Annotated in this window: 26 protein-coding genes; 12 read left to right on the forward strand and 14 right to left on the reverse strand. The window is 72.6% G+C overall.

From position 1 onward, the window contains the following. Positions 1-66: 66 nt before the first annotated feature. From DV20_RS08540 to DV20_RS08550, 3 genes are all read right to left on the reverse strand, one after another. Positions 67-543, reverse strand: a complete 477-nt coding sequence (locus DV20_RS08540; protein WP_043778111.1) for a hypothetical protein — start codon at positions 541-543, stop codon at positions 67-69. 54 nt (positions 544-597) lie between these two features. Then, positions 598-1,389, reverse strand: a complete 792-nt coding sequence (locus DV20_RS08545) for a formate/nitrite transporter family protein (protein WP_043778188.1) — start codon at positions 1,387-1,389, stop codon at positions 598-600. 84 nt (positions 1,390-1,473) lie between these two features. Further along, entirely contained in the window at positions 1,474-2,115 is a 642-nt protein-coding gene (locus tag DV20_RS08550) for a signal peptidase II (protein ID WP_043778113.1), read from the reverse strand. A gap of 444 nt (positions 2,116-2,559) precedes the next feature. Between DV20_RS08550 and DV20_RS08555 the strand changes: the two genes are divergently transcribed. From DV20_RS08555 to DV20_RS08575, 5 genes are all read left to right on the forward strand, one after another. Further along, positions 2,560-2,868 carry a DUF3099 domain-containing protein gene (locus DV20_RS08555; RefSeq protein ID WP_043778114.1) on the forward strand — a complete coding sequence of 103 codons (309 nt, stop codon included), beginning with the start codon at positions 2,560-2,562 and terminating at the stop codon, positions 2,866-2,868. Positions 2,869-2,977: 109 nt separating this feature from the next. Further along, positions 2,978-3,304, forward strand: coding sequence for an STAS domain-containing protein (locus DV20_RS08560; protein ID WP_235190748.1), 327 nt, complete (start codon positions 2,978-2,980; stop codon positions 3,302-3,304). Further along, on the forward strand, positions 3,301-4,239 hold the full coding sequence (locus DV20_RS08565) for a sensor histidine kinase (RefSeq protein ID WP_043778120.1): 939 nt from the start codon (positions 3,301-3,303) through the stop codon (positions 4,237-4,239). The genes DV20_RS08560 and DV20_RS08565 overlap by 4 nt, the downstream gene beginning before the upstream one ends. A 356-nt stretch (positions 4,240-4,595) precedes the next feature. Next, positions 4,596-5,138: a hypothetical protein gene (locus DV20_RS08570; protein ID WP_152603660.1), complete on the forward strand. Its 543-nt coding sequence runs from the start codon at positions 4,596-4,598 to the stop codon at positions 5,136-5,138. A gap of 82 nt (positions 5,139-5,220) precedes the next feature. After that, a complete protein-coding gene (locus tag DV20_RS08575) occupies positions 5,221-6,312 on the forward strand; it encodes a spore photoproduct lyase family protein (protein ID WP_043778122.1) in 1,092 nt (363 codons plus the stop codon). A 9-nt stretch (positions 6,313-6,321) separates the two neighbouring features. Here DV20_RS08575 and DV20_RS08580 read toward each other — a convergent pair whose 3' ends face one another. From DV20_RS08580 to DV20_RS44775, 4 genes are all read right to left on the reverse strand, one after another. Further along, on the reverse strand, positions 6,322-6,546 hold the full coding sequence (locus DV20_RS08580; RefSeq protein ID WP_043778124.1) for a DUF6480 family protein: 225 nt from the start codon (positions 6,544-6,546) through the stop codon (positions 6,322-6,324). Continuing rightward, positions 6,543-7,505 (reverse strand): SDR family NAD(P)-dependent oxidoreductase, encoded by a 963-nt coding sequence (locus DV20_RS08585; protein WP_063607784.1) that lies wholly within the window; start codon positions 7,503-7,505, stop codon positions 6,543-6,545. The genes DV20_RS08580 and DV20_RS08585 overlap by 4 nt, the downstream gene beginning before the upstream one ends. Before the next feature lie 33 nt (positions 7,506-7,538). After that, positions 7,539-7,898 (reverse strand): hypothetical protein, encoded by a 360-nt coding sequence (locus DV20_RS08590; protein WP_043778126.1) that lies wholly within the window; start codon positions 7,896-7,898, stop codon positions 7,539-7,541. Positions 7,899-8,013: 115 nt separating this feature from the next. Continuing rightward, a complete protein-coding gene (locus tag DV20_RS44775) occupies positions 8,014-8,370 on the reverse strand; it encodes an effector-associated constant component EACC1 (protein WP_051735854.1) in 357 nt (118 codons plus the stop codon). Between the two features lie 45 nt (positions 8,371-8,415). Here DV20_RS44775 and DV20_RS42975 point away from each other — a divergent pair, with 45 nt between their 5' ends. Continuing rightward, on the forward strand, positions 8,416-10,494 hold the full coding sequence (locus tag DV20_RS42975; protein ID WP_051735855.1) for a caspase family protein: 2,079 nt from the start codon (positions 8,416-8,418) through the stop codon (positions 10,492-10,494). Between the two features lie 215 nt (positions 10,495-10,709). Here DV20_RS42975 and DV20_RS08605 read toward each other — a convergent pair whose 3' ends face one another. Continuing rightward, on the reverse strand, positions 10,710-13,844 hold the full coding sequence (locus tag DV20_RS08605; RefSeq protein ID WP_043778128.1) for a glycoside hydrolase family 2: 3,135 nt from the start codon (positions 13,842-13,844) through the stop codon (positions 10,710-10,712). A 338-nt stretch (positions 13,845-14,182) separates the two neighbouring features. Between DV20_RS08605 and DV20_RS42980 the strand changes: the two genes are divergently transcribed. From DV20_RS42980 to DV20_RS08635, 6 genes are all read left to right on the forward strand, one after another. After that, positions 14,183-14,896: an STAS domain-containing protein gene (locus DV20_RS42980; RefSeq protein WP_051735856.1), complete on the forward strand. Its 714-nt coding sequence runs from the start codon at positions 14,183-14,185 to the stop codon at positions 14,894-14,896. Positions 14,897-15,029: 133 nt separating this feature from the next. Next, positions 15,030-15,512: an OsmC family protein gene (locus tag DV20_RS08615; protein WP_084093381.1), complete on the forward strand. Its 483-nt coding sequence runs from the start codon at positions 15,030-15,032 to the stop codon at positions 15,510-15,512. Between the two features lie 195 nt (positions 15,513-15,707). Beyond that, positions 15,708-15,947, forward strand: a complete 240-nt coding sequence (locus DV20_RS08620; protein WP_043778130.1) for a DUF2188 domain-containing protein — start codon at positions 15,708-15,710, stop codon at positions 15,945-15,947. Between the two features lie 611 nt (positions 15,948-16,558). Continuing rightward, the gene (locus DV20_RS08625) at positions 16,559-16,879 is read left to right on the forward strand and encodes a hypothetical protein (RefSeq protein ID WP_235190750.1); all 321 of its coding nucleotides are present in this window, start codon (positions 16,559-16,561) and stop codon (positions 16,877-16,879) included. Next, positions 16,876-18,129, forward strand: a complete 1,254-nt coding sequence (locus tag DV20_RS08630) for a nucleotide sugar dehydrogenase (RefSeq protein WP_043778135.1) — start codon at positions 16,876-16,878, stop codon at positions 18,127-18,129. Before DV20_RS08625 ends, DV20_RS08630 begins: the two co-directional genes overlap by 4 nt. A 59-nt stretch (positions 18,130-18,188) precedes the next feature. Beyond that, the gene (locus tag DV20_RS08635) at positions 18,189-18,722 is read left to right on the forward strand and encodes an EF-hand domain-containing protein (protein WP_043778137.1); all 534 of its coding nucleotides are present in this window, start codon (positions 18,189-18,191) and stop codon (positions 18,720-18,722) included. Between the two features lie 62 nt (positions 18,723-18,784). Here the strand turns inward: DV20_RS08635 and DV20_RS08640 are convergent, their stop codons facing one another. From DV20_RS08640 to DV20_RS08665, 6 genes are read right to left on the reverse strand one after another with little or no spacing between them, the layout of a single operon-like run. Next, a complete protein-coding gene (locus DV20_RS08640) occupies positions 18,785-19,189 on the reverse strand; it encodes a DUF6917 domain-containing protein (RefSeq protein WP_043778140.1) in 405 nt (134 codons plus the stop codon). Next, entirely contained in the window at positions 19,186-20,088 is a 903-nt protein-coding gene (locus DV20_RS08645; RefSeq protein ID WP_043778142.1) for a Gfo/Idh/MocA family protein, read from the reverse strand. The genes DV20_RS08640 and DV20_RS08645 overlap by 4 nt, the downstream gene beginning before the upstream one ends. Further along, positions 20,085-21,176 carry an Ldh family oxidoreductase gene (locus DV20_RS08650; RefSeq protein WP_043778144.1) on the reverse strand — a complete coding sequence of 364 codons (1,092 nt, stop codon included), beginning with the start codon at positions 21,174-21,176 and terminating at the stop codon, positions 20,085-20,087. The genes DV20_RS08645 and DV20_RS08650 overlap by 4 nt, the downstream gene beginning before the upstream one ends. After that, complete coding sequence (locus DV20_RS08655; protein ID WP_043778146.1) at positions 21,157-22,425, reverse strand: M20/M25/M40 family metallo-hydrolase; 1,269 nt, start codon at positions 22,423-22,425, stop codon at positions 21,157-21,159. The genes DV20_RS08650 and DV20_RS08655 overlap by 20 nt, the downstream gene beginning before the upstream one ends. Further along, positions 22,419-23,273, reverse strand: coding sequence for a sugar phosphate isomerase/epimerase family protein (locus DV20_RS08660; protein WP_043778148.1), 855 nt, complete (start codon positions 23,271-23,273; stop codon positions 22,419-22,421). Before DV20_RS08660 ends, DV20_RS08655 begins: the two co-directional genes overlap by 7 nt. After that, positions 23,263-24,249: a Gfo/Idh/MocA family oxidoreductase gene (locus tag DV20_RS08665; protein WP_043778151.1), complete on the reverse strand. Its 987-nt coding sequence runs from the start codon at positions 24,247-24,249 to the stop codon at positions 23,263-23,265. Before DV20_RS08665 ends, DV20_RS08660 begins: the two co-directional genes overlap by 11 nt. Positions 24,250-24,266 lie beyond the last annotated feature (17 nt).

A 24,266-nucleotide genomic window follows, 5' to 3' on the forward strand; every position in this document is an offset into this window, starting at 1 on the left:
ACGCCCGGGGGTGGCCGGGGTCACCGCCGTCGGCGCGCGGTGCGGGTGACCCGGGTGCGCCGATCGTCAGTCGGTGAAGCAGCTCAGCGCGGCCGCGGACGGCTCCGCCAGTTCCGCGAGCCACACCAGCAGGTGGGTCAGGACGCCCACGATGTCCGCCGGCGTGCCGCGGGTGGCCAGCTCGACCTGGATGTCGCGGCTGGGCCGGTCGTGGTTGAGCGCGGCGAGAAGGGCGCGCATCGCCGCTCTCGGCCCGGGTGGCAGCCGTTCCACTTCGGCGCGCTCGCCCTGCTCGTCCTCGAGGACGACGGTGAAGACCGTATCGGCGCCCGGGCCGTGGTGGCCGCGGACCGCGGCGGCGCACCGGCCGACCAGATCGCCGACGACGCCGGCGGGAACCCGTGGCGATCCGGCACGGGCCAGGACGGCCAGTGCCTCGGCGACGTCGTCGTAGTCGCCCGCCGTCGCGGCGTCGATCAGGTCGCCGGTGAACTGCCGGACGGACAGGTCCGGCGCTGGTGAGGGATCTCGGTTGTCGGTCATCCGGGCGACGTACCCGGAGGTTTCCCGGTCAACCGGAAAGAAGGCGACCGCGGGTCAGGCGGGGTCGTCCTGTGCCTCTTCGACCCGGTGCGACACCCGGAGCAGCCGGATGGAGGTGACCAGGCCGATGCCGCCGAGGATGTTGCCCAGCGACGACCAGGCCAGTGCGAGGGCCCAGGCACCCCACGAGTAGCGGGCCGAGCCGCTCAGCAAGCCGGCGAACATGATGATCGAGTCGAGCACGGAGTGGAACAGCTGTGCTCCGACGAGCAGGAAGGACATGGCCACCGCGGCGATGATCTTCACTCCCAGATCGTCGCTCGCGTGCTGCATCCGGGTCATGAGCGTGATCACCGCGCCGGCCAGCACAGCCAGCAGCAGCGAGCGCCAGGACACGCCCAGCGTGGCGTAGTGCAGACCGTTCGCGGCGGCGGTGTCACGAAGGTGGGGCAACGCGACGACGATCATGCCGGCCATCACGAAGCCCCCGGCCAGGTTCGCGACGAGGGTGACCAGCCACAACCGCAGCAGCCGCGGCCAGGTACCTTTTCCGGCCGCCAGCGCGGTGACCGGGACGAGGAAGTTCTCGGTGAACAGCTCACTGCGCGCCAGCAGCAGTGCGATGAACCCGATCGTGAACGCGACCGAGGCCAGCAGCGGCCGGCCGGTCTCGTGCTCGACCACCAGATAGGCCAGGACGCCCACGGCGACGTCGACGCCGCCGAGCAGGCCGGTGGCCACCAGCGGGAGCAAGGGACGTCCGAGCCGGTCGCGGCCTTCGCCGACGATCCGGTCGAACGCTTCCTCGAGTTCCGGCTCGTCCCGGCTCCCGGCCGGCGACCGCATCGGCAAGTTTCCGTGTTCGTGGCTCGAATCGCCGCGCATCGCCGCTCCTGTCCTGGGAAAATCTCGGTCTCGCATGGCCGCGGATCACCGGGTCGCCGACGTCCGGGCGAAGCCGGGGGGATGGGTCGTTCCGCCGTAGTGGGCAGCGCCGAGCGTCACCGTGGCCACGAGGGCGACCGCGCCGGTGGCGGTCGCGATGCGCGCCGGGGCGGGCAGCCGGAGCCGGGGGCGGGGCCCCTCGGTCGTGGCGCGGACCGCCCACCGGTAGGCGCAGGCGAGGGTGAACACCAGGGTGCCCCCGACGATGAAGAAGTCCGCGACGTTGAAGAAGTAGCCGCCGACGGCGATGAAGTCGACGGCGCCGCGGACGCTGCCCGGCGCGGTGAGGTGGTGCAGGCCGAGGCGGTCGAGGAGGTTGCCGGCCCAGCCGCCGATCGCGAGGGCCGCCGGAGCCAGCAGCAGCACCGGGTGCCGGCGGCGCAGGAGAAGCAGCACCGCCACGACCAGGATCGCACCGCCGGCGAGGTCGAGCACCGCCCCGGCCACCGGGTCGGCGTACCACCCGCCGACGACCGGGCCGACGAGCGGGTTGCCGCCGAAGTTGATGTGCGCCCGGGGAACCTCCCGCCAGGCCCACCACTTGCTCACCTGGTCCGCCAGGACGACCAGTAGCAGCAGGGAAACGGTCCACCGGGGTGGCGTGGCCGTCTCGTCGGTTCGGGTCATCGGTTCCTCGCAGCACACCGGAAGCCGAGCGGAACCACGGAACGGGCGCCCGGACAGCGGGAATTGACGGAAGAAAGGGCTTTCCCGGCGTCGGCGGCGCTAAACCCGGGCACCACCACGGGAAGCGATGGACGTCACGTCGGGTGCGGGGCGGCGGCCGGAACACCGGCGGCGGCGGGACGTTGTACAGGGTGTCGGTACGGCGGTGTCCCCGGGCCTCACCCCCTCGCCTTCACGGCTCGGCCCATCCGAAGAAGCCGGTCACGCTGAAGCCGTGTCGTGCCTTTCGCCGCGAGGCGACCCCGTACCGGCCCCATTCTCCCGCCTCCGCTCGCAGGTCGACCCCCCTCGGACCTCCGCTGAGCGGAGGCGGGACCACGCCGGTGCGTTTGTGCGACCGGAAAAGCGGTAAGCGGCGATCCCGACGGCGGGAAGGACCCCACCATGACCACGAACCGGGCCCCGGTGCTGATCACCGGAGCCGCACGTTCGTACGACGACCAGCTCGCCGCGCGGAAGCGCAAGTACCTGCTGATGATGTCGTGCCGGATCCCGTGCCTGGTGCTCGCCGGGATCTTCCACGGCACCTGGTGGCTCGCGCTGGCCGTGCTGGCCGTTTCGGTGCCCTTGCCGTGGATGGCGGTGCTGATCGCCAACGACCGCCCGCCGCGCCGGACCGAGGAAATCAGCAGGCTCGACCGCACCCCGAAGGAACTGGAAAGCCGACCGCACCAAGTCATCGACGCGGAGTGATTCCGCCGCGGAACGTCCCATCGAGGCGTTCGGGGGTCACCAAGCCCGGCCGACGGGTGTGCCGAGGCATGGCCGGACGGGAGCCGGCGCCCAGGGTAAGCTGCGGTGGGTGAGCGACTTGCACACCAGCCAGTTGCGGGTGGTCCGGTTGCCCGGTGGGGGTGGCCTGCGGGTGATCGGCGCGGTCGACCTCGGCACCCGCGAAATCTGGCGCAAGGCGCTGGAGACGGCGACGGCGAGCGGGCCGCCCGTCCGGCTGGATCTGTCCGAGCTGTCGTTCATCGACACCCGCGGCACGTCCATGCTGATCGCCGCCGCGGACGCCGCCGCCCCTCTCACCATCACCCGGCCGCCGAGGAGCCTGCGCAGGGTGCTCGCGGTGCTGTGCCCGGACGGGCCGGCGTCGCTCGTGATCGAAGAACAGGAGACGTCATGAGCACGTCGGTCGACACCGCCGGCGCCGAGCCGTTCGTCCACCCTGCCCTGTTCTACCGGGATGCCGGCGAGTACCTGGCCGGCACCGTCCCGTTCATCCGGTCCGGGCTCGCCGCGGGAGAACCGGTCGCGGTGGCCGTTCCCGGCCCGAACCTCGCGTTGCTGCGCGCCGAGCTCGGCGCCGACGCCGAGCAGGTCCGGCTGATGGACATGACCGCCGCCGGCCGCAACCCGGGCCGCATCATCCCCGGCGTGCTGCTCGCCTTCGCCGACACCCATCCCGGCGCGCCGGTCCGCATCATCGGCGAACCGATCTGGCCGGCGCGCACCGACGAGGAATACCCGGCGTGCGTCCAGCACGAGGCCCTGATCAACCACGCCTTCACCGGCCGGGACGTCACCATCCTCTGTCCGTACGACACCCGGAACCTGGCGCCGGACGTGCTGGCCGACGCCGAAGCGACCCACCCGCTGCTCATCGACGGCGACGGCGAGCGAGCCAGCACCGGCTACGACCCGGAGCGGATCATCGCCGGCTACAACCGGCCGCTGCCCGAACCCGCCGACGCCGCCGAGCTCACCGTCGACGCCGCCAACCTCGCCGAAGCCCGCTTCCTCGCGCGCACCCACGCCCTGCGGGCGGGCCTGACCGACGACCGGACCGCCGACGTCGAACTGGTCGTCACCGAACTGGCGACCAACAGCATCGACCACGGCGGCGGCACCGGCAGGCTCCGCATCTGGACGGCCGAGGGCCAGTTCGTCTGCGAGGTCCACGACCAGGGCACCATGACCGACCCGCTGGCCGGACGGCGCCCGGCCGCGCCCGGCCAGTACCGGCAGCGCGGCCTGCTGCTCGTCAACCACATCGCCGACCTGGTACGCCTCCACACCGGCACCCGCAGCACCACCGTCCGCGCCCACTTCCACCTGTGAGCCGGTGCCGCGGCCGGCTGCCTGCCACGGCCGAGCTGGAGTTCCCGGCAGAAGACGTGGGGGAGCCCGGCGGCTCGGTCGAGGTGTTCGCCGACGAGGCCGGCCGACGACGCGGGGCGCGATGGTGCGCATCAGCCCCGCCGGCCGCGACGCGATCGAGGCGGCCGCCCCGGAACACGCCGCCGCTTCTTCGCCCTCCTCTCCGAGCGCGACGCCGACCCGGCTGTTCGAGCGCCTGCCCCGGGGCCTCGGGCCGGATGCGGCGAGCCGACGGTTCGGCCGGCCCCAGCCGGGTACTCGCGCCCGGTTCGCGGGTACCCGGCTCCGCGACGGCAGTCGAAGGGCAGGGAGTGCCGATGAAGAGCGAGATGGCCTGGCGCGGTGCGCGGGACCTGGGGTTGGCCGTGTGGCTGGGCGGATCGCTGATGGGCGCGGTCGGGCTCAACGGGACCGCGGCGCACGCCGCGGATCGGGTGGCGGCGGCGCGGATCACCAGCACCGGCTGGTCCCGGTGGACACCCGTCGGAGCCGGTGCCATCGCCCTGCACCTCGTCGGCGTCGCCGGCACGCTCAAGCTCCGGCGCGGCCACACCCGGCTCCCACGGTTCGCCGGCCGCGGGCGCGTGCCGGACCCGGCGACCGCGATCAAGGCGGTGACCACCGTGGCGGCCATGGCCGCGTCCACCTACAGCTACGTCGTCGGCAAGCAGATCCAGCACGCGGCCCTCGACGGCGACGGCGTGACCACCGAGGCCGACCTGGACGCGCAACGCCACCGGCGCCTGGTGCGCGCCGAGCGCGGCCTGGGCTGGGTGCAGTGGGCCGTGCCCGCTCTCACCGCGGCCCTGATCGCCGGCTACGCCCAGTCCGAGCCGGATCGGTCCGTGCGGAGACGCTGACGCGCAGCCGTCGTGATCGCTGTGGCCGGCGTCAACTCGGCCTGCGGTATGCACCGCCTCGAGCGCGGCGTTGAACAAGGCAATGGTTCCTTCACCGCAGTCCCGCACCCGGTTGTGGACTCCGAAGCACGTCGTCGTGACGCGCTCGGCGGCCGAACGCCCGCACGCCGCCGAGATCGTGGCGCGCTGCGAGGCCGCGGGCGTCGGCGATATCGACTTCCTGCGCTCCGACCGCATCACCGGCTTGCGGGGCGATGACGAGCGCGCCACCTACGCCCGGGCCAAGTCGACGCTCGCCGTGGTCGTCAGCCCGCCCTCGAAGCGGAAGCTCCAGCCGATCCCGCCCAGCGCCGACTGGCGTCTCGACCTCGCCGAAGGCTGCCCGGCGCACTGCCAGTACTGCTACCTGGCCGGCTCGCTCTCCGGTCCGCCCGTCACGCGCGTCTACGCCGACCTCGACGAGATCCTCGCCGGGATGGACGCCTACGTCGGGCGCGGCGGGGTCACCTCCGGCACGGCCGGACGCGCGCACGAGGGCACGACGTTCGAGGCGTCGTGCTACACCGACCCGCTCGGCATCGAGCACGTCACCGGCAGCCTCGCGGCCACGATCGCGCACGCGGGCACCCACGACTTCGGCGGCCCGGTCCAGCTGCGCGCCACGACGAAGTTCGGCGGGGTCGAGCCGCTGCTCGGCCTGCCGCACAGCGGCCGGACGCGGATCCGCGTCTCGGTCAACGCCGCGGGCGTGGCCGGCCGCTTCGAGGGCGGCACCGATCCGGTGGCCGTGCGGCTGGCCGGGCTCGGCAGGCTGGCCCGCGCCGGCTATCCCGCCGGCCTGACGATCGCGCCGATCATGCCCGTGCCCGGCTGGCGGGAGGAGTACGGCGCGCTGCTCGACGCGGCGGCCGCGGAGCTCGACGGCGTGCCCGGCCTCGACCTCACCGTCGAGTGCATCACCCACCGGTTCACCCCCGGCAGCCGCGAGGTGCTGACCGGCTGGTACCCGAACACGAAGCTCGAGATGGATCCGGAGCGGCGCTCGCGCAAGTTCGGCAAGTACGGCGCGGTCAAGTACGTCTACCGCCGTGAAGACATGGCCGAGCTGCGTACGTGGTTCGACCGTGCGCTGGCGGAACGGCTGCCCGCGGCCCGGGCGCTGTACTGGACTTGAGCCCGGGGATCAGTCCAGGAGATCGATGGCTCGCAGCACGAAGAACACGGCCACGCCGAGCACGATGATCCCGATGATGACGAGCGCGAGAACCGGCCCCTTCTTCGACGGCATCGGCTGCGGGTGGGACAGGCCGGAGGTCTGCCCGGCGTCGGGCGGGGTGTCGCCCGGGGTGACCGAGCCGCCGCGCTCCAGGCCCGGCACCTCGTCGGGTTCCGGTCCGGGCGCGGTCATGAGTGCACCACCGGGGTGTCGGACGGCATGGTCGTCTCCTGTTCGGGGGCCGGGGCCGGCCAGCGGCCGTGGACGCGTTCCCCGGCGGGCGCCGGGTGGTGCACGGTTCCGGCCGTGGGCCCCACCCGTTCGCGGGTGAGCACGGCCAGCCGCAGCAGGGGCCCGACCAGCCGGTCATACAGCCGGGGCAGCAGCCGGAAGCCGCTGATGATGAGGGGGTTGCCCGGCCCGATCGGCACCGACACGTGCCGGCGGGGCCGATCAGCCAGCCGGGTGATCGCGGTGGCCACCCGTTCGGGGGACAGGACCGGCCACGGGGGCCGGGCGGCGTGACCGGTGTAGTTGGCCGCCCGGTAGTAGATGGGGGTGTTGATGCTGCCGGGGCTGACGATGCAGACCGACACCCCGGGCTCGTCGCGCGTTTCCTGCTGCAGGGTGCGCAGCACCGCACGCTGGCCCCATTTCGACACCGCGTAGGCGCCCATCTGCGGAACAGTGATCGAACCCAGCAGCGAGTTGACGCCGATGAAGGTGCCCGCGCGCTGGCTGCGCAGGACCGGGAGCACCGCGCGGGCGAGGTGGACGGTGCCGTGGACGGCCGTGTCGACGACGGTGGTGAACACCTCGGCCGGCATCGCCTCCACGCTGCCGTACCCCATCACCGCCGCGGTGTGCACGACGACGTCGATCCGCCCGTGCCGCTCCAGGGTCCGGGCGACGAGCCGGGCGGCGGCCGCGGGGTCGGTGAGGTCCTCGGCGATCGTGTCCACCGCGCCGGCTCCGGCACGCCGGCAGGCCGCTTCCGCGGCGTCGAGCGCTTCGGCGCTGCGGGAGACGAGGACGAGGTTGTCGGCCCGGCCCGCGAACGCGACCGCGGCGGCCAAGCCGATCCCGCTGGTGGCGCCGACGACGAGCACGACCCGGCCGGTGGTCCTCGGCGGTTTCAGGCGGCTGTGCATGACGCTCCGGGGGAGTGGGGGCGAGACACGACGTCAGGGGAGAAGGGCGGAGGCGGCACAGAGCGCGGCCCAGGCGGCGGCGAACACCGCGACCTTCTTCCGGGCCGAGCGCTCGGGCAGGCCGGTGCCGAAGACCAGCGCGTCCGCGGCGTCGGAGGCCACCCGGGCGGCGAGGGCCGTCTGCAGGGGCCGGCCGGGCGGGGCGAACACCATGGCGAGGCCGATGGCGGCGTCGCGGGCACCGATCCCGCCGATCAGCGTCCGCACCTCCTTGGCGACCTCACCGCCCGGGGACACCAGGCCGCACGGTTTCGCCAGCACCTTCGGCGCGGCGATGATGGTCGCGCTGTAGGCGGCGGTCGCCGCTCCGAGTACGCGGGTCAACGCGGGCATCGGGCACATCCTTCGCGTCGGGCTTGGACACTGGCTGGTGACTACCCGCCCGAAACGATGACAAACCGATGCAGGCGTTCGCGGCGCCCTCGCGCGGCTGGGGGGTCGCCGGGCGTTAGAGTTGCTCGTCCCGCAGGAAAGCCTCGATCAGTTTCTGATCACGGGCACTGCGGGCGCCGGTGATTTCCAGCGACCGGCCGTCCTTGCGGATGATCAAGGAGCGGTCTTTCGCCCGGCCGACCCAATCGCGCAGGGTACGGCCGAGGATGATCAGCACGGGGGAGGAGCTGAGGGTGACGACGAGGGACAACGTCGCGGCGTCGACCCCTTTCGCGCCTTCGGGCGGCGTCCGGCCGGGGCCGAATTCGACCGAATCCACGTCGAGCCCGAGCAGTTCCTCGCGCAGTTGCCGGAGCTGCTCGTCGGCGAGCGCGGGATCGTCCTCGACGACTGTCACCGAAATGTCCGTCACGCCCCGCACGATATCCCATGCGCGCGGGGCGGGGCGGGTGTTCCGGTGACCCCTGGCGGCCGGCGGCTGGCCCTGCTCGTCGCGACGGGCGAGTACGCGGACCACGGGCTGAAGCCGTTGCGGGGTCCGGTGCCGGAAGCCGGCGAACTGGCCCGGTTGCTGGCGGATCCGGACATCGGCGGCTTCGAGGTGCAGGTCGTCGCCGACGGGTCCATCCAGGAGGTCCGGGTGGCCATCGGCCGGTTCTTCACCGAGGCCGCCCGGCACGACCTGCTGGTGCTGCACATTTTGGGGCACGGCGTGAAGGACACCCGCGGCCGCCTCCACTTCGCGACGACCGACACCCGGCTCGGCCTGCTGAACGCCACCAGCCTGCCGGCGGAATTCGTCCGCGACGAAGTGGACCGCAGCCCCGCGCGGCAGGTGGTGTTGTGGCTCGACTGCTGTTTCAGCGGCGCTTTCCCCGCCGGGCACGTGCCCAAATCGGAAACCCGGGTCGACGTGGTGGACCAGCTGTCGGCGAAATCGGGCCGCGGTTGCCTGGTGATGACAGCCTCGACCCACCTCGAGCACGCGTTCGAGACGGGAACCGGCCATTCCCCGATCGGCCCGGAAATCCCGTCGATCTTCACCGAGGCGATCATTTCGGGATTGCGCACCGGCGACGCGGACCTGGACGCGGACGGCCGGATCGAGGCGGTGGAGCTGTACAACTACGTCTACGAGCGCGTCCGCTCCCGGACACCCCACCAGACGCCGACCCGCAACGACCGGAGCAGCGGGCCGCTGTACCTGGCGCACAGCCGGAAGGGGCTGTCGTTGCCCCACGAGCTGGACCCGGACCTGCGCGCGGCGCTGCTCAGCAAGCGCGCCGGCCTCCGCGCCGAGGCGTGGAAGATCTTGCGCAACTCAGCGGCGGCCGGCGACCACACGGCCATCGAGACGGTGCGGAGGCTGGAGAACGACGAGCGCACCCGGACGCTCCCGCCGGCGGCACCGGAGCCGCCCGCGCCGGAGCCGGCCGGGTCGGCGGTGGCCGTGCTTGAGCCGACCGGGTCGGCGGTGGCCGCGCCGGAGTCGGCCGCGCCTGAGCTGGCCGCATCCCGGTCGCCCTCGCTGGAGCTGACCGCGCCGGAGCCGGAGCCGGCCGGAGCGGGGCCTGGCCCGGCCTCGGAGCCGCCCGCGCCGGAGCCGACCGGGTCGGGGGTGGCCGCGCCGGAGCCGACCGGGTCGGGGGTGGCCGCGCCTAAGCCGACCGGGTCGGCCATGGCCGCGCCTAAGCCGACCGGGTCGGCCATGGCCGCGCCTGAGCCGACCGGGTCGGCCGTGGCCGCGCCTGAGCCGGCCGGGTCGGCGGTGGCCGCGCTGAAGCTGGCCGCGCCGGAGCCGGACGGTGGTGCCCACCAGGCTGTCTCCCTCGCCGACGTCAACCGCCCGGCGACCCCATCGCCCCTTCCGCCTTCCCCGGCTCCGAACCGCGCTCGATGGCTGCCCAGCCGGCGCCGGCCCGATCCCGCCCGTGACCTTCGGCGAGAGCTCGACCAGCTCCGGAAAGCGACCAAGCCGCGGCTCTTCCGCACATCCCGCAAAGCCCGCCTGATCGCGAGGCGTGCCTTGCTGATCGCGGCCGTCCTGGTCGCCGCCGCCACGATCGGGCTCAGCCTGTACCTGTCCGCCGACTCCGCCGACGACCGCCCGGTCGTCCCCGAGAACGGTTACGAGCTGACCTGGGCGGCCGAGGGCACCCCGGACGGGCAGACCGCCGACGCGACCGTCGGCCGGCACGTGCCCGTCACGCTCGGCTCACCGGCCGGCCGCCGGGAACTGGTCATGACCCTCCGCCCCCACGGGACCCCGCCGTCCCGCCCGTACCTCCGGGGCACGGTGAGCGTCGACGAAAAAGCCAAACTGTGCGGCCCGGTGACCGTCGTCCTCGGAGCCGGCAAGGTCATGGCCACGCTGCACGTCGGACTGGGCGCCGGGCCCAGCGTCGCCGTGCCGTCGTCGTTCGGTCCTCTCGCGGGCATCGACCGGATCTCCATCACGATCGACCCTTCGGCCGCGACAACCCCGCCGTGCGGCACCGTGACCCTGAACTTCGACAACTTCGTCGTGACCGGCTGACGACAGGGCCACCACGGGCCGGCCGGTCAGGGGTCGATCACCAGCCCGGCAATGCGATCACCGTCGACCTGCCGTCCGCCGGCGGCCGGCTCGGCGCTTGGGTGGTCGGCCACGCCCTCGCCCCAGGACCGCGACGCGAAGGGGTAACCACGCCGAACGCGCCCGCGACGCGGGTGCCGCGCTTCGCAGCGCAGCACCCGCGTCACGGGAGGGCATCAGGAGAGCTGGGCGACCTCCGTATCCGTCAGCGCCTTGCCGGCCACGCCGACCTCGTCGACCGCGCCGGGCCAGAAGTCGACGTTGCGGCCGTCGTACTTGGCTCGCCCGACCGTGAACGCGCCGGTGCCGACCAGCGCCGGCCCGGCCGGGGCCGTCGCGACCCGTACGCCGTCCACGTAGAGCCGGATCTCGTTGCCGGCCCGCACACCCGTGAGCTCGTACCAGCGGCCGATCTCCGGCACGACCTCGTACCGGGCCCGGTTGCCGCCGGGCGTGCTGAACGCGAACGCGCCCTGCCCGTACTGCAGGTAGAACGGGCTTTCCCGCTCCCTGCCGTCCTGGCTCACCGCGGTCGCGTAGTTGCCGGGCAGCGCGTCGAGCCGCACCTTCGCGGACACGGTGTAGTCACCGGTCGTGTCGACGACCGGTCCGTAGGTGTCGGCGGAGCCGCCGGTGAACTGCAGCGCGCCGTCCTTGAAGGCCGCGCCGGTGGGGGTGAGCGTCAGGGGGTTGTGGCCGCCGCTGGTGTCCTTCGCGGTGGTTCCCCCGCGTTCGTCCAGTTTCCACTCACCCTTGCCCGCGTACGGGTAGGGCTTGCCCGCGTCGGCGCCGGCCTCGATCACCCGCCGGTTGATCTCGCGGACCGGACCGGGGTCGACCTTGATGCGCTTGCGGTCGTAGGTCCAAAGCCCGTTGAGCTCCCCTTCCAGGTCGGTGACCTGCGTGTAGACCGACGCCGACAGCTCGGCCCGCGCCTGCCCGAGGTAGAACGTGCGGGTGTTGTCGACGTACTTCGCCGTCAGCGCCGCCTTGTCCGCCACACCGCTGTAGATCGCGATCGGCGCACCCGGCCACTGGTGACCCGGCGTGCGCAGCGTGAAGCCGCCGTGCTCGCCGTCCATCGCGACGCGCCTGCCGTCCGAACGCGCCGGATCGGTGTTGTTGTAGTCGTGGTGGTCGATGACGTCACCCGCGCCCGAGTCACCCTTGGAGGCGCAGCAGTTCACCCCGCTGTGGGCGTTGACGATCCGGCTCGGGTCGGCCGCCTTGACCTGGTCGGTGATCCGGCCGGTCGCGGTCTTGTCCCACTCGCCCCAGCCCTCGTTGAACACGATCCAGGCGTAGACGGAGGGGGAGTTCTGCAGCTGGTGCATCTCCTCCAGGCCTTGGCTGAGCCACGCCTGCTGCGCCGCGGGGTTGTTGCCGTCCTCGACGGACACGAAGTCCTGCCACACCAGCAGCCCCAGCCGGTCCGCGTGGTAGTACCAGCGGGCGGGCTCGACCTTGATGTGCTTGCGGACGGAGTTGAAGCCGAGGTCCTTCTGCGCCTTGAGGTCGAACACGAGGGCCTCGTCGCTCGGCGCGGTGTTCAGGCCGTCGGGGTAGAAGCCCTGGTCCAGCTGCATCAGGTGGAAGATCGGCTTGCCGTTGAGCGTCAGCTTCGGCGTGCCACCGATGTTCGTGATGCCGGTGGACCGCATGCCGAAGTAGCTCTTCACCTTGTCGGCGCCCAGCTTGATCTCCAGCTGGTACAGGTACGGATCGTCCGGCGTCCACAGGTGCGGGTTCGGCACCGGCAGCTTCAGGTTCGCGTTGGCCGGTCCGGTGACCGCGCCGACCTGCCGGCCGCGCGCGTCCTTGGCGACCGCCGTGACGGTGGCGTTGCCCGCGGACTTGACGTTGAGCGCCAGCGAGCTGGTCGTCAGGTCGGGAGTCGTCTTGATCTCGTCGATGCCCTTGTCCGCCACGGGTTCCAGCCACACCGTCTGCCAGATGCCCGACGACGGGGTGTAGAAGATGCCGCCGGGGTTGGCGGACTGCTTGCCCTTGGGCTGGTACGGGCCGGTCGTGTCGGTGACGGCGACGACGATCTCCTGCTCGTCGCCGCGCTTGAGCGCGTCGGTGATGTCGGCGCCGAACGCCGTGTAGCCGCCGGTGTGCTCGGCGACGAGCTTGCCGTTCACCCACACCTTGGCCTGGTAGTCGACCGCACCGAAGTTGAGCTTGAGGCGCTGCCCGCCGCCGATCTTCCAGTCGCGCGGGACGGTGACCGTGCGGCGGTAGAACATGTGGTCCTCGTGCCGTTCGACCCCGGACAGCTGCGACTCGATCGGGTAGGGCACGACCACCTTTTCGGGCAGCCGCTTGCCGAACGCCGGCTGCTGGCCTTCCGTGGCGGCGGAGAACTCCCACGGGCCGTTGAGGTTGACCCACTTGTCGCGCTCGAGTTGCGGCCGCGGGTACTCCGGCAACGGGTGACGCGTGTCGACGTTCTCGCCCCACGGCGTCCGGAGCCGTTCCGTGGACGCGTTCGCGACGGTGCGTCCGGTCTTGCCGACCTTCGTGCCGTTCACCGCGAGACCGCCGGCGCCGTCGTAGTAGATCGTGACCCGCTGGCCCTTCAGGACTCGTTCGGCCAGCCGGATCGTGGCCACGGTGCGGGTCGTCGTGATCGACGAGATCGGCATCGGCGTCGCGTCGACCTCGATGCGCAGGTGGTCCGCCAGGTCGCTCGTCCCCGAGATCCGGCCGTCGAAGCCGGTCGTGAGCGTGCGACCGTCCGGGGACACTTCCGCCGTGCGCGGCACGATCGCGTAGTCGGCCGGCGGCGTGAACGCCGACAGCGGCACGATCTGCTTCGCGATGGCGGCGCTCGACCAGCGCAGGAACATGTTGGCGCCGCCGGTGTCCTGGAACATCTCCAGCTTGAAGGCGTACTGCCGGCCGGCGGTCAGGGTGATCGGCGCGCTGGTCTGTTCGGTGTCCCAGTCCCCGACCCAGTGGTCGATCACCGGCGCGCCGTCGACGAACAGCCGGAACCCGTTGTCCCCGATGGCGGAGAACGTGTAGTCGCCGGTCCGCGGCACGGCGAGCTGCCCGGTCCACCGGGCGGTCGTGTGCTCCGTGCGCCCCGCGACCAGTCCGAAGACCGAGGTCAGGTCCGGGTGGTCGACCGCCCCGTCGAGCGCGGTACCGGCCAGGTTCGCGAAGTCCCGCGCGCCCGGCGCCGACATCGTGAAGTATTCGGCCTTCAAGCCGTGCACGGACTCGGCGGCACCCGCGGGCGGCGTGCCCGACGCCACGCCCAGCCCCACCAGCAGGGCGAGGAGGACGGAAGCGGCTCTTCTCATGGGCGAGGTCCCCTTCACTTTTACAACGTTGTAAAACGCTCGGGAGGATCCAATCAGACAAGCCGGACTCCGAGATACCGCCAAATGTCGGTATCTCGACGACCGACTGCCGGGGTATGCCGGGCGTGCTCGGTGGGATGGCGGCGCCGATGGGGGCTCCTGGTGAGGCGGCCGAGACGTCCCTTGTCGGCGCCCCCTGTGCGCGGCATCCCCGGGGGTTCTCCGGTCGGCGAGTCCACCGCGGTCGCCGGGGGAACGCCGTTGCGCCAGGGCGTGGCCCGTGGCCGGCCCTGGTTCGCCGGCGCGCCGATCGGGCGGGCCGCTGGCAGACTGGCCGCATGGGCGACGGGGGCGAGAAGCTCGCCTGGACGATCACGATGCCACCTGCGCAGGCCGCCTCCGGCGTGGTGCGGGTGGTGATGTCCGGGGCGCTCGGTCCCGCGGCTCACGCGCGGCTGCGCGAGACCCTGCGGATCGCGCTGCTGACCGCCCTGTCACCCGAACCGGCGGCACTTGGAGTCACGCTGACCGCCGTGACTTCCTGCGACGGTGTGCTGGCGGCGGAGCTGCAGGAGCTGGCGATCACGTGCGCACGGGAAAACGTCGCCCTGCGCATCGACGTCACCCCGGCGCTGCTGCCCTGGCTGGGCAGCCGTGAGCTGGCGCCCTGCTTGCACCTGGCCGACGCGCCGGTCGCGAGCGCGTCGGACGTCGCGGTCGTGCCGACGTGGATCGACCGGGCCACGCTGGTCATCGCCCTCACCGGCGAGCTCGACCTGGAGACCACCGCGCGCACGCGCGACGCGATCGCGGTGATCCTCGCGGCGCGGCCCCGGCGGCTCGTGCTCGACCTGACCGGCGTCAGTTTCCTGGCGTCGACCGGCGTGAACGAGATCGTCCGGCTCGCGCACGCCGCCGCCGACGACGCGGTGGTCCTGCACGTCGCGGCGGGCAGGCACAACCGGCGAACCTTCGAGCTGCTCGGTCTCACCGGCACCTTGCTGCGCGTCTTCGACACCCGGGCCGACGCGCTCGTGGCGTTCGGCGGATGAGCACCCGCCCGGCGAAGGCGCCGGGCGCCGGGCGTCGGTTGATCTTCCGGGTGAGGTGTGGCGACACCCCGTGTGCGCCTGGCTACGCAGGGGTATCCGGGTCCGTTCGCCCGCCCATTCCCGAGGAGTTCCCTTGTCCCAGCCCACGCAGCCGCAGAACGCCCCCGAAGCCGCCGAGCGGAGGCGCACGTGGGTCGAAGACCTCTCCACGACGGAGGCGACATCGAGCCGCGGCAGCGTCCGGGTCGACGGACGCGGCGACCTGACCTACCCGGTCGGTGAGGCCGGCGGCGACGGCACGGCGGACCCGCTGAACCCGGAGCGGCTCTACGCCGCGGCGCTGGCCACCTGCCTGCACCAGTCGCTGACGATCGCCGCCACCGCACTGGACGTCGAGCCCGGCGAGAGCGTCGTCACCGCGAAGGTCACCTTGGCCGCCCGGGGCGACGGCGGTTACGAGCTGCGGGCGACGGTCGAGATGTACCTGCCGGGGGCCACCACCGATTCGCTCTACGACGCCGTGACCCGCGAGGCGCTGCGGCTGTGCCCGCTCGTCGGCGAGAAGATCGCGGTGACCTTCGATCGCGAACGTGGCCGGACATTCGCGGCTCGCTGAGCCCGCGGGGTCCGGGGCGCCGTCGCGCACGAGCCGGAGGTTTACCGTCCGTTTGCCCGGGAAGCCATGGGGGGCGAGCGGCGCGAGGGCTGCCTGGCGGTGCGCGCTCACTGAGGGAAACGGAGATCGCGTTGCCGCGAGACGAGGTGGCGAGGAATTTCACCCCGCCGCGCCGAACCGACCAGGGGAACGATCGTGGCTGAAGGAGACGTGCACACCGTCTACGAGGACGGCTTGTGGAAGAACCGGGTCGAAGGCGGCACCCGCGCCTCGAACACCTCCCCGCGGCGCGTCGACGCCGTGGTCGCGGGCCGCCAGGCCGCGAAGAAGCGCCGCGTGGGCCACGTGGTCCACACTCCTGACGGCGAGATCGAGAGCGAACACGACTACCGGCCACGGTCCCGGCCCGCGCGCTCAGCCGGCCGTCCCGAGTGACACGTCGTGCGACGGACGTCACGTTCGCCGGCCGGAACACCGGAGGCGGCGGGACGTTGTAGAAGGTGTCGGTACGGCGGTGTCCCCGGGCCTCACCCCTTGCCTTCACGGCTGTGCTCATCCGAAGAAGCCGGTCACGCTGGAGCCGTGTCGTGCCTTTCGCCGCGAGGCGACCCCCGTACCGACCTTATTCTCCCGCTTCCGCTCGCAGGTCGACCCCCCTCAGACCTCCGCTGAGCGGAAGCGGGACTTGCTTTTCCGCCGCGATTTCCCTGGTGCCCATAACTCAATTCGGCGATTCAGCACACGTACGTGTACCGGGATGACGATTCGGAGTCAGAACACCGATGGTGGCCCCTCCGATCGAAGGAACCATCCTCTCGCGGTGTGGCTCGGATGGCCTACTTCACCACCGCCGCTGTCACATCCGCAGGCCCTGACCGGTGCTGCCGCAGGAGAGACGATCCACCGGTGCCACCATTTCCCGGTGGCCTGGTGATCGTCGCGGTCGGGTCTCCACCCTTTCCGGGTATTTGCGGTTGAACCTCCTGACATGGTGCGTCGGCATTGCTAGCTTCGATCGGAGAGCCGCGAAATCCGGGGAGGCAATGGTGGGAAAAGTACTGATATCGAGTGCTGCGGTCGTGTTTTGCGGGCTTGTGTTCGCCGTGGGTTCGAGCGCGTCGGCCGATCCCACGGCGGACACCGGCCGGGTCGTCGTGTTCTCCACGGAAGAACAAGCGCTCGACCAGTGGGAAGATCCGGCGGGCTGCCAGAAGCTGCCGGTCACCGCGCACGTGCTCATCAACGACACCGACGCAGTGGTCACCACCTACGCCGATCCGCTGTGCCTGACGCCGGGTCTCTCCGTCGAGCCGGGGTATGGCGCGCACGTGGCTCCGGGCACCGGCTCGTTCTCGGTCGGCGCGTGAGGCCCGGCGCCGATCTGGTCGTGGTCGGGCTGGGCTACGCCGGCCTGCCCCTCGCCGAAACGGCCTGCCGGGCGGGACTGGGCGTCACGGGTTTCGACGTGGACGGCACCGTGGTCGAGACCCTGGCCGCCGGCAGATCACCTGTCACGGGAGTGTCCGACGCCGACGTCGCCGCCATGCTGGACGCCGGGTTCACCGCCAGTGCCGACCCCGCGCAGCTCGACGCCGCGGACACCGTCGTGATCTGCGTGCCGACCGGCCTGACCGCCGATCGGGCGCCGGATCTCGGACCGCTGCGAGCGGCGTCCGCGACCGTCGGCGACCGGTTGCGTCCGGGCACGCTGGTCGTGCTCGAATCGACCAGTTTTCCCGGCACGACGGAGGAGGTCGTGCTGCCGATCCTCGAGCGGTGCAGCGGACTTCGAGCGGGTGACGACTTCTACCTCGCGTTCGCGCCGGAACGGATCGACCCGGGCAACAGGCGATTCGGCCTCGCCGGCACCCCGAAAGTCATCGGCGGCCACACGCCTTTGTGCGCGAAGTACTGCGCCACGTTCTACAGCCGGTTCGTCGACGCGGTGGTCGTGGCCAGGGGAACGCGGGAGGCCGAGCTCGCCAAACTGCTCGAGAACACCTACCGGTTCGTGAACATCGCGCTGGTCAACGAGTTCGCCCGGTACTGCGAAACGACCGGCATCGACGTGTGGGACGTGGTGCACTGCGCGGGAACCAAGCCGTTCGGGTTCGCCTCGTTCCACCCGGGCCCCGGTGTGGGAGGGCACTGCATCCCCGTCGACCCGGTGTACCTGACCACGCGAGCCGGTCAGGAGGGGTTCACGTTCACGCTGGTGGACGCGGCCGCGCGGGTCAACGAACAGCTGCCCGTCCGCGTGGTGGACCGGGCCGGGACGTTGCTCGGCGACCTGCGCGGGGCCGCCGTGCTGCTCCTGGGGGTGACCTACAAGGCTGACGTGGCGGACGTGCGCGAGTCTCCCGCCCGGCCGATCGCGGCGCAGTTGCTCGCGCGGGGGGCGGAGGTCACCTACCACGACCCGCATGCCGCCGGCTTCGACGTCGGCGACCGGCCACTGCGCCGGGCAACCGATCTGCGCGCCGCCGCGGCGGCCGCGGACCTGACGATCCTGCTGCAGGACCACCGCGACTACGACCTCGTCCTGCTGGCGAACGCCTCCCGGCTGCTCCTGGACACCCGGGGCAAGGCGTCCGGCTGCCGTGTCCGGCATTTGTAGTTGTCCCGGTCCACCGCGGCCCGGGCCGTTGTTTCCATCCGACGAAGGGATATTCCGGTATGACGACCGCAATCACCACCGACCGGCTCCGCCAGCGATTCGCCAAATGGGACGTCGACGGCAGCGGCACGCTCGAACGGACCGACTTCGAACGCGAGGCGGAACGGGTCGCCGGCGCGTTCGGGGCCCAGCCCAAGTCCGAGAAGGCCGCCGCGCTGCGGGACGCCTTCCGCAACCTGTTCGACTTCCACGCCCGGGAGGCGGGCGTTCCGCCGAACGGGTCGGTCAGTGAGGAGCAGTTCATCCGGATCAACGAGAAGCTCATGTTCTCCGAGGGCGAGGCGAGCTTCAACCGGGTCCTGCGGCCGGTCATGCAGGCCATCGTCGGGCTGTGTGACCGCAACGACGACGGCATGATCAACCGGGACGAGTTCGTCGCGTACCTGCGGGGTGTCGGGGTCGGCGAATCCACCGCACAGGACGCTTTCCGGCAGATCGACACCGACAACAGCGGTGAGCTGACCGTCGACGAACTGCTGGCCGCGGTGCGGAACTTCCACTACGGCAAGCTGGACGTGCCGTTGCTGGGCTGAGCCGGCCGCGTTGCGGGGCGGCCTGTTCTCGGGCCGCCCCGCTTTTCGCGTGCCCGGACCGGTCAGCCCACCGGCCGGAAGGTGACCGGCTGCTCGGGGGCCAGTTCGAGGTCACCGCCCGAGACCGGCACCGCGGCGGCGATGAGGATGTTGTAGTGGTTCGGGAAGTGGCAGGCGTCGAACCCGTGCACGGTGCCGACCAGCCGGTCGCCGATCCACACTTCGTCGCCGCGGTCGATCACGCCCGCGTTGTGCAGTTCGGCGAACCCGAGGAAGCCCACCCGGTCGATCCGCGCCCCTGGTGCCGTCTCGGTGTGGTCGGTGGTCACCAGTTCGTGCACTTCGCCTCCGCGCACGCACCGGCTCGCGTGCGGTTCGAGGCTCATGCCACGTTCGTCGCGCCGATGCAGCAGGACCTTCACCAGTGCGCCCCGGACGGTCCGCTTGGCGCCGTTCTCGTTCCTCACGCCCGGGTCACCCGGCTTTCCTCGCGGTAGCAGGACTTCACGAGTTCGAGCGCGGCAACCCCATCGCCCGGGGCGCTTCCGCCGGCCCGGACCAGGTCGGCGAACTCCGCGACCACACCGCGGTATTCGTGTTCCAGCGACTGTTTGAACCGGGGGTGGCCGGCGAGCAGGTCCGCGTACTGCACGGCGCCGTCCGCGAGCTCGACCCGCACGTCCTTGAGCTCGCCGGGGAACGACCAGTCCAGCTCGACCCGCGCGGTCGCACCGGAAGGCGCGCGCAAGGCGACCACGGCCTGCCGGTCCACCCCACCGACCCGGGTGATGTCGACGCCGGTGACCGCCACGTCCCCGAGGAACAGCCTCACGAGGTCGAACGCGTTCGGCCCGTTGTCGGCCACGCAACCGCCGCCGCACCGCGCCGGGTCGAGGTACCACGCGTCCACCCCGACGTGCTCCTCGATCCGTTCGAGGTAGCGCACGGTCACGTGCCGGATCGGGCGATCCACTGCGGCCCGCAGGGCCAGCAGGTTGTCGTTGTACCGCCGGTGGAACGCGGTGAACAGCGGCACCCCCGCCGCCCGCGCCAGCCGGTCGAGGGCGACGGCGTCGGACAGGGTGGTGGCCAGCGGCTTCTCGACGCAGACCGCGACACCGGCGGCGAGCGCATCCCGGCAGACGGCGGCATGCGCGTCGTTGGGCACCGTGACCACGACCGCGTCCAAGCCGGCTTCGGCGAGCATCCGGCGGTGGCCGGTGTAGCGGGCGGTGCGCTCGTACCCCTCGAGCAGTTCTGGGCGCAGGTCGCACACCGCGGTGAGGCACATGTCCTCCCGGACCGCGATCGCGGCGCGGTAGAACGCCCCGATCACGCCGAGCCCCACGAGACCGACCCGGATCACCGCGGCAGTCCCGTCGCGAGCAGGTCTTCGTAGACGTCCCGGGGGAGCGGAACGCCGGACTTCCGGTGGGCGGCGGCCCGCTCGGCCTCCAGCCACCCCGGGTAGCGGATCGCGCCCGCCCCCGCCGCGGGCGGACAGTCCAGGAGGGCGCCGAACATCGTGCCGGCCGCCGCGGCGAACCCGCCGCCGGGCCGCAGCGTTTCCGGGGCGATCGCGAGCACCAGGTAACCGATGTCGTCGTCCCTGCCGTGCGGTCCGCCGTCGCCGTCCAGGGCGGCGGGTGCGGGCCCGAGCGCGGCGCCGGACAGCGCCGCGGCGAGCAGCTCCACCGCGAGCGCCAGACCGAAACCCTTGTAGGCGCCGGTCTCCGGGTCGCCGCCCAGCCAGCGCAGGTGGGCCTCGCCCCGGTCGAACGCCGCCGGATCGGTGACCGGGCGGCCCTGCTCGTCGGCGAGCCAGCCGTCCGGGACCGCCTCGCCGGCCCGCGCGGCGGCCCGGATCCGGCCGGTCGGCACGACCGTCGTGCTCATGTCCAGTACGAACGGCCGGTCCGGCTGGGCCGGCGCCGCGACGCTCAACGGGTTGGTGCCCAGCATCGCCACCGCTCCGCCCGGGGGCCGCGCGATCCGCTGGCCACCGCAGTTGCTCGCGACCACCCCGATCATGCCGCGCGCGGCGGCGACGGCCGCGTGGTGCCCGGCGCAGCCGAAATGGGTGCCGCCGCGTACCGACACGAGCCCGATGCCGTGGTCACCTGCCTTGCCGGCCGCGAGTTCCATCGCTTCGGTGGCGGCCCACAGGCCGAGTGCGGTTCCGGCGTCGACGACCGCGGCCGGCCCGGTGTCGCGGACCACCGCCGGTTCGGCCACGGGATCGCACCGGCCGGTGTCGAACAGCGGGAGGTACAGCCGGCGCAGGTTGGCGAGGCCGTGGGACCCGAGGCCGTGCAGGTCGCCGTAGAGCAGGGCGGTCGCGGCGGCGGCCGCCCGGGCGGCGGGCACGCCGCGGTCGCGGAACACCCGGGTGGTGAACGACAGCAGATCCGCGTACGGCACGCGGATATCGGTGTCAGGGAGCGTCAGGGACATGGTCCTCCTCGTGGCGCGCCGCGAACTCGGTGAGCACGCGGGTGACGGTGCCGGCGAAGGCGTCGAGCTGGGACAGTTCGGCGAACTCCCCGGCGGCGTGGGCGTTGTTGCCCGCGAGATCACCGGGCCCGAGGACGACGGTGGCCGTACCGGGCACGTCGTGCATCCAGATGGCGTCGCAGGTGAACCCGGGCTCGGCCGGGGGCCAGGCGGCGACGCCGGCCGCGTCGAGCAGCTTCGTGGCCCACCGATCGCGGCAGTCCAAGGCGGGCAGGCCCCGTTTCCGCCACCGCAGGGACACGATCTCCGCGGCGTCCTCCGCGGTGCGGCGCAGTTCCCTGGTCGTGCGGAAGCGGTCGCGGAACTCGGCGACCCCCGCCCGCAGGGCGCGAGTCAGGCGTTCCTCGAGGCGCTTGCCGGCGGCGGGCGCCGGGTAGGACAGGTTGAGCAGCAGGCGGCCGGTGCCGTACACGCGGTTGTGGGCCGTGCCGGTGTGCAGCCCGGCAACGCACACCCGCCCGCCCGGCTCCGCGCCGTCCAGTGCCGCGGCGAGGTGCTGGGCGAGGAAGCCGAGCAGCACGGTCGCGTTGTGCCCGGCGCCGGGCTCGTCGTCGATGCTGCCGGTGCCGTCGACGGCCACGCACGCCGTCATCGCCGCGGTCGAGCGGGTCAGGAAGCGCAGGCCGGTGGGTTCGCAGAACACGTTGAGCCGCCCGACGTACCCCGCCTCGACGAGCGGCCGGGTGCCGTAGACACCCATGGCGCCGCCTTCCTCACCCGCGACCGCCTGCACCAGCACCGTGACCCGGTCGCCGAGCACGGGCAGCGCGGCCCGCACCCCGGCGAGCATCGCCACCGCGGGCCCCTTGGCGTCGATGGCCCCGCGGCCGGTGAACCGGACGCCGTCGAACGCCGCGGGCTCGAGGCCGGCGACGGTGTCCAGGTGCACGTTGAACATCACCGCCGGCGCGTGCGCGGGGCCGTGGCGCAGCACCAGGCTCGGCTGCGCGGTGAGGAAACCCGGCTCGCGGGCGCGTTCCCGCACGGCCAGGGGCACGTCGTCGCGGTCGAGGAAGGCCGGATCCGGCGCGGCGTGGTGGACGGTGGTGAACCCGGCCGCGGTGGCCGCGGCGGCGAAGATCCGCTGCGCCGCCGGCAGGTCGGTGGCCTCGCCCGCCGCCTCGAGGGGGTTGACCGTCGGAATGCGCAGCAGCTCGAGGAGCAGGTCGTGGTCGGCGGGGCTCAGCACGGCGTGCCCTCGACCAGCTCCGCCAGCCGGCGCCCGGCGGCGATGAACGACGCCTTGCCCGTCACGTCCGCCCACCAGCCCTCGTGGGGGCGGGTGGCGAGGTGGGGCTCGATCGACAGCGCGCCGGCGTAGCCGCCCGCACGGAGCAGCCGGAGGCATTCGGCCACGCCGGCCTTGCCGTCGCCCGGCAGCGTGTAGGTCGTACCGGCACCCTCGCCGACGGCGTCCTTGACGTGGACGTGCGCCACGAACGGGACCAGCTCGGCCAGCATGGACGGCGCGTCGTAACCGTGGGCGACGCCGTTGCCGACGTCGAACAGCAGCCGCAGCGCCGGGCTGCCGACGGCGTCGAGCAGCTCGAGGCTGCGCTCGGCACTCGTCGCCGCCCACCCCGCGCAGTTTTCGTGCAGGAGGGTGATCCCGGCCGCCGCGGCCAGATCGGCGAGGACGCGGATCCGGTCGACGACCGCCGACCGCCACTCGGCGGCGGGCAGGCCGGCGTTCGGGTAGGACATGATCCGCACGAAGCGCGTGCCCAGTTCGGCGCTCAAGCCGATGAGTGCGGTCAGCTCCTCGGTGTCCCGGTCGAGTGGTTCGGTGATCGTGCCCGCCCAGCCGCCGATCCGGGAGTCGAGGCACACGACCCGGAGCTCGGCCGCGTGCACCGCGCGGACCAGCCGGTCGCGTCCGGGGCGGTCGAGGTCGGCGACGGCGTGTCCGTCGACGGTGCGCAGTTCCACCGCCTGCCAGCCCAGGGTGCGCACGGCGGCGAGCTGGCCGTCGAGGTCCGGGGCCGCTTCGTCGCCGATTCCGGCCAGTCCGCCGGCCGGCCAGCTTTCAGCGCGCACGGGCGGGCTCGTTCCCGGGCGACCCGGCGACGTCGCGGGCGGCGGCCAGCAACCGCACCACGGCCGCGTGCACGGCGAAGTCACCGGGCGGCGCGGCCGCCGCGCCGGTGAAGTAGCGGTAGGCCGCGAGCAGGAAGGCACCGAGTGCCTCGTCCTCGAACACCTCGCGCGGACCGGCGCCGACCCGCAGCTGCGCGTGGTGGTCGTCGGCGGAAACCGGGTAGTGGCCCACCACGGTCGTGTCCCGCAGGCGCAGGGTGATTTCGCGGCGGCGCACCGGTGAGGTGAGGTCGGAGTGGATCGTCGTGCGCGGCCCGCCGCGGTGGCGCACCGACAGCCAGGCTCCGCCCAGCGGTCCGGCGGCCGGATCGGTCCACCCGGCATCGATCAGCTCGGCCGGTCCCGCGAGGGTGAGCGCGACCGCCAGCGCGTGCGGAACCTCCACGTCGAACGCGTCGGCGTGCGCCGGGTCGCCCGCCCGGGCGAACCTCGGCTTGTCCTGGCGCACGGCGATCGACGCGAGCGGGCCGTGCCTTCCCGTCCCCGCCAGCCGCGCGAGCCGCCGGGTGAGGGCGGAGGAAAGCCAGTGCGTCACGACGATCACGTCGAGGCCGTGACCGTTCCGGAGCCGCTCGATCGCCGCGAGCGCTCCGAGATCCCCGGCGAGCGGCTTTTCGACCACCAACCGCCGAAACCCCTGTGCGGCAAGCGATGTCAGCACAGCGATCCGGGTGGCGGGCGGAGTGCACACGTGCACAACGGTGTCGCCGGGCGGAACGTACGCGCTGAGCCGGTCGAGCGAGTCGGCGAGGACGTCCACGCCGACGTCACGCAGAGCCATTCCGGCGCGGAGGTCGAACCCCACGATCGGCTGAGATCCGAGTAGTTCCGGGAATCTCGCGCGCAACCGCCTCAGCACCGGCACGTGCAGGCACGCGCCCGACCGGCCGAGCCCTACGACCACGGTGTGCGGCATCGCCGTCCTTTCCTGGT

The sequence above is a fragment of the Amycolatopsis rifamycinica genome, assembly GCF_000695625.1.
Classification (GTDB): domain Bacteria; phylum Actinomycetota; class Actinomycetes; order Mycobacteriales; family Pseudonocardiaceae; genus Amycolatopsis; species Amycolatopsis rifamycinica.

What these genes read in the sequence shown, in the direction of transcription:
- DV20_RS08665 (WP_043778151.1), bottom strand. Translation starts at nt 24,249, where the DNA reads ATGCCGCACACCGTGGTCGTAGGGCTCGGCCGGTCGGGCGCGTGCCTG.
- DV20_RS08570 (WP_152603660.1), top strand. Translation starts at nt 4,596, where the DNA reads ATGAAGAGCGAGATGGCCTGGCGCGGTGCGCGGGACCTGGGGTTGGCC.
- DV20_RS08575 (WP_043778122.1), top strand. Translation starts at nt 5,221, where the DNA reads ATGGTTCCTTCACCGCAGTCCCGCACCCGGTTGTGGACTCCGAAGCAC.
- DV20_RS08545 (WP_043778188.1), bottom strand. Translation starts at nt 1,389, where the DNA reads ATGCGGTCGCCGGCCGGGAGCCGGGACGAGCCGGAACTCGAGGAAGCG.
- DV20_RS08635 (WP_043778137.1), top strand. Translation starts at nt 18,189, where the DNA reads ATGACGACCGCAATCACCACCGACCGGCTCCGCCAGCGATTCGCCAAA.
- DV20_RS08555 (WP_043778114.1), top strand. Translation starts at nt 2,560, where the DNA reads ATGACCACGAACCGGGCCCCGGTGCTGATCACCGGAGCCGCACGTTCG.
- DV20_RS08585 (WP_063607784.1), bottom strand. Translation starts at nt 7,505, where the DNA reads ATGCACAGCCGCCTGAAACCGCCGAGGACCACCGGCCGGGTCGTGCTC.
- DV20_RS08605 (WP_043778128.1), bottom strand. Translation starts at nt 13,844, where the DNA reads ATGAGAAGAGCCGCTTCCGTCCTCCTCGCCCTGCTGGTGGGGCTGGGC.
- DV20_RS08565 (WP_043778120.1), top strand. Translation starts at nt 3,301, where the DNA reads ATGAGCACGTCGGTCGACACCGCCGGCGCCGAGCCGTTCGTCCACCCT.
- DV20_RS08580 (WP_043778124.1), bottom strand. Translation starts at nt 6,546, where the DNA reads ATGACCGCGCCCGGACCGGAACCCGACGAGGTGCCGGGCCTGGAGCGC.
- DV20_RS08650 (WP_043778144.1), bottom strand. Translation starts at nt 21,176, where the DNA reads ATGTCCCTGACGCTCCCTGACACCGATATCCGCGTGCCGTACGCGGAT.
- DV20_RS08590 (WP_043778126.1), bottom strand. Translation starts at nt 7,898, where the DNA reads ATGCCCGCGTTGACCCGCGTACTCGGAGCGGCGACCGCCGCCTACAGC.
- DV20_RS08540 (WP_043778111.1), bottom strand. Translation starts at nt 543, where the DNA reads ATGACCGACAACCGAGATCCCTCACCAGCGCCGGACCTGTCCGTCCGG.
- DV20_RS42980 (WP_051735856.1), top strand. Translation starts at nt 14,183, where the DNA reads ATGGGCGACGGGGGCGAGAAGCTCGCCTGGACGATCACGATGCCACCT.
- DV20_RS08550 (WP_043778113.1), bottom strand. Translation starts at nt 2,115, where the DNA reads ATGACCCGAACCGACGAGACGGCCACGCCACCCCGGTGGACCGTTTCC.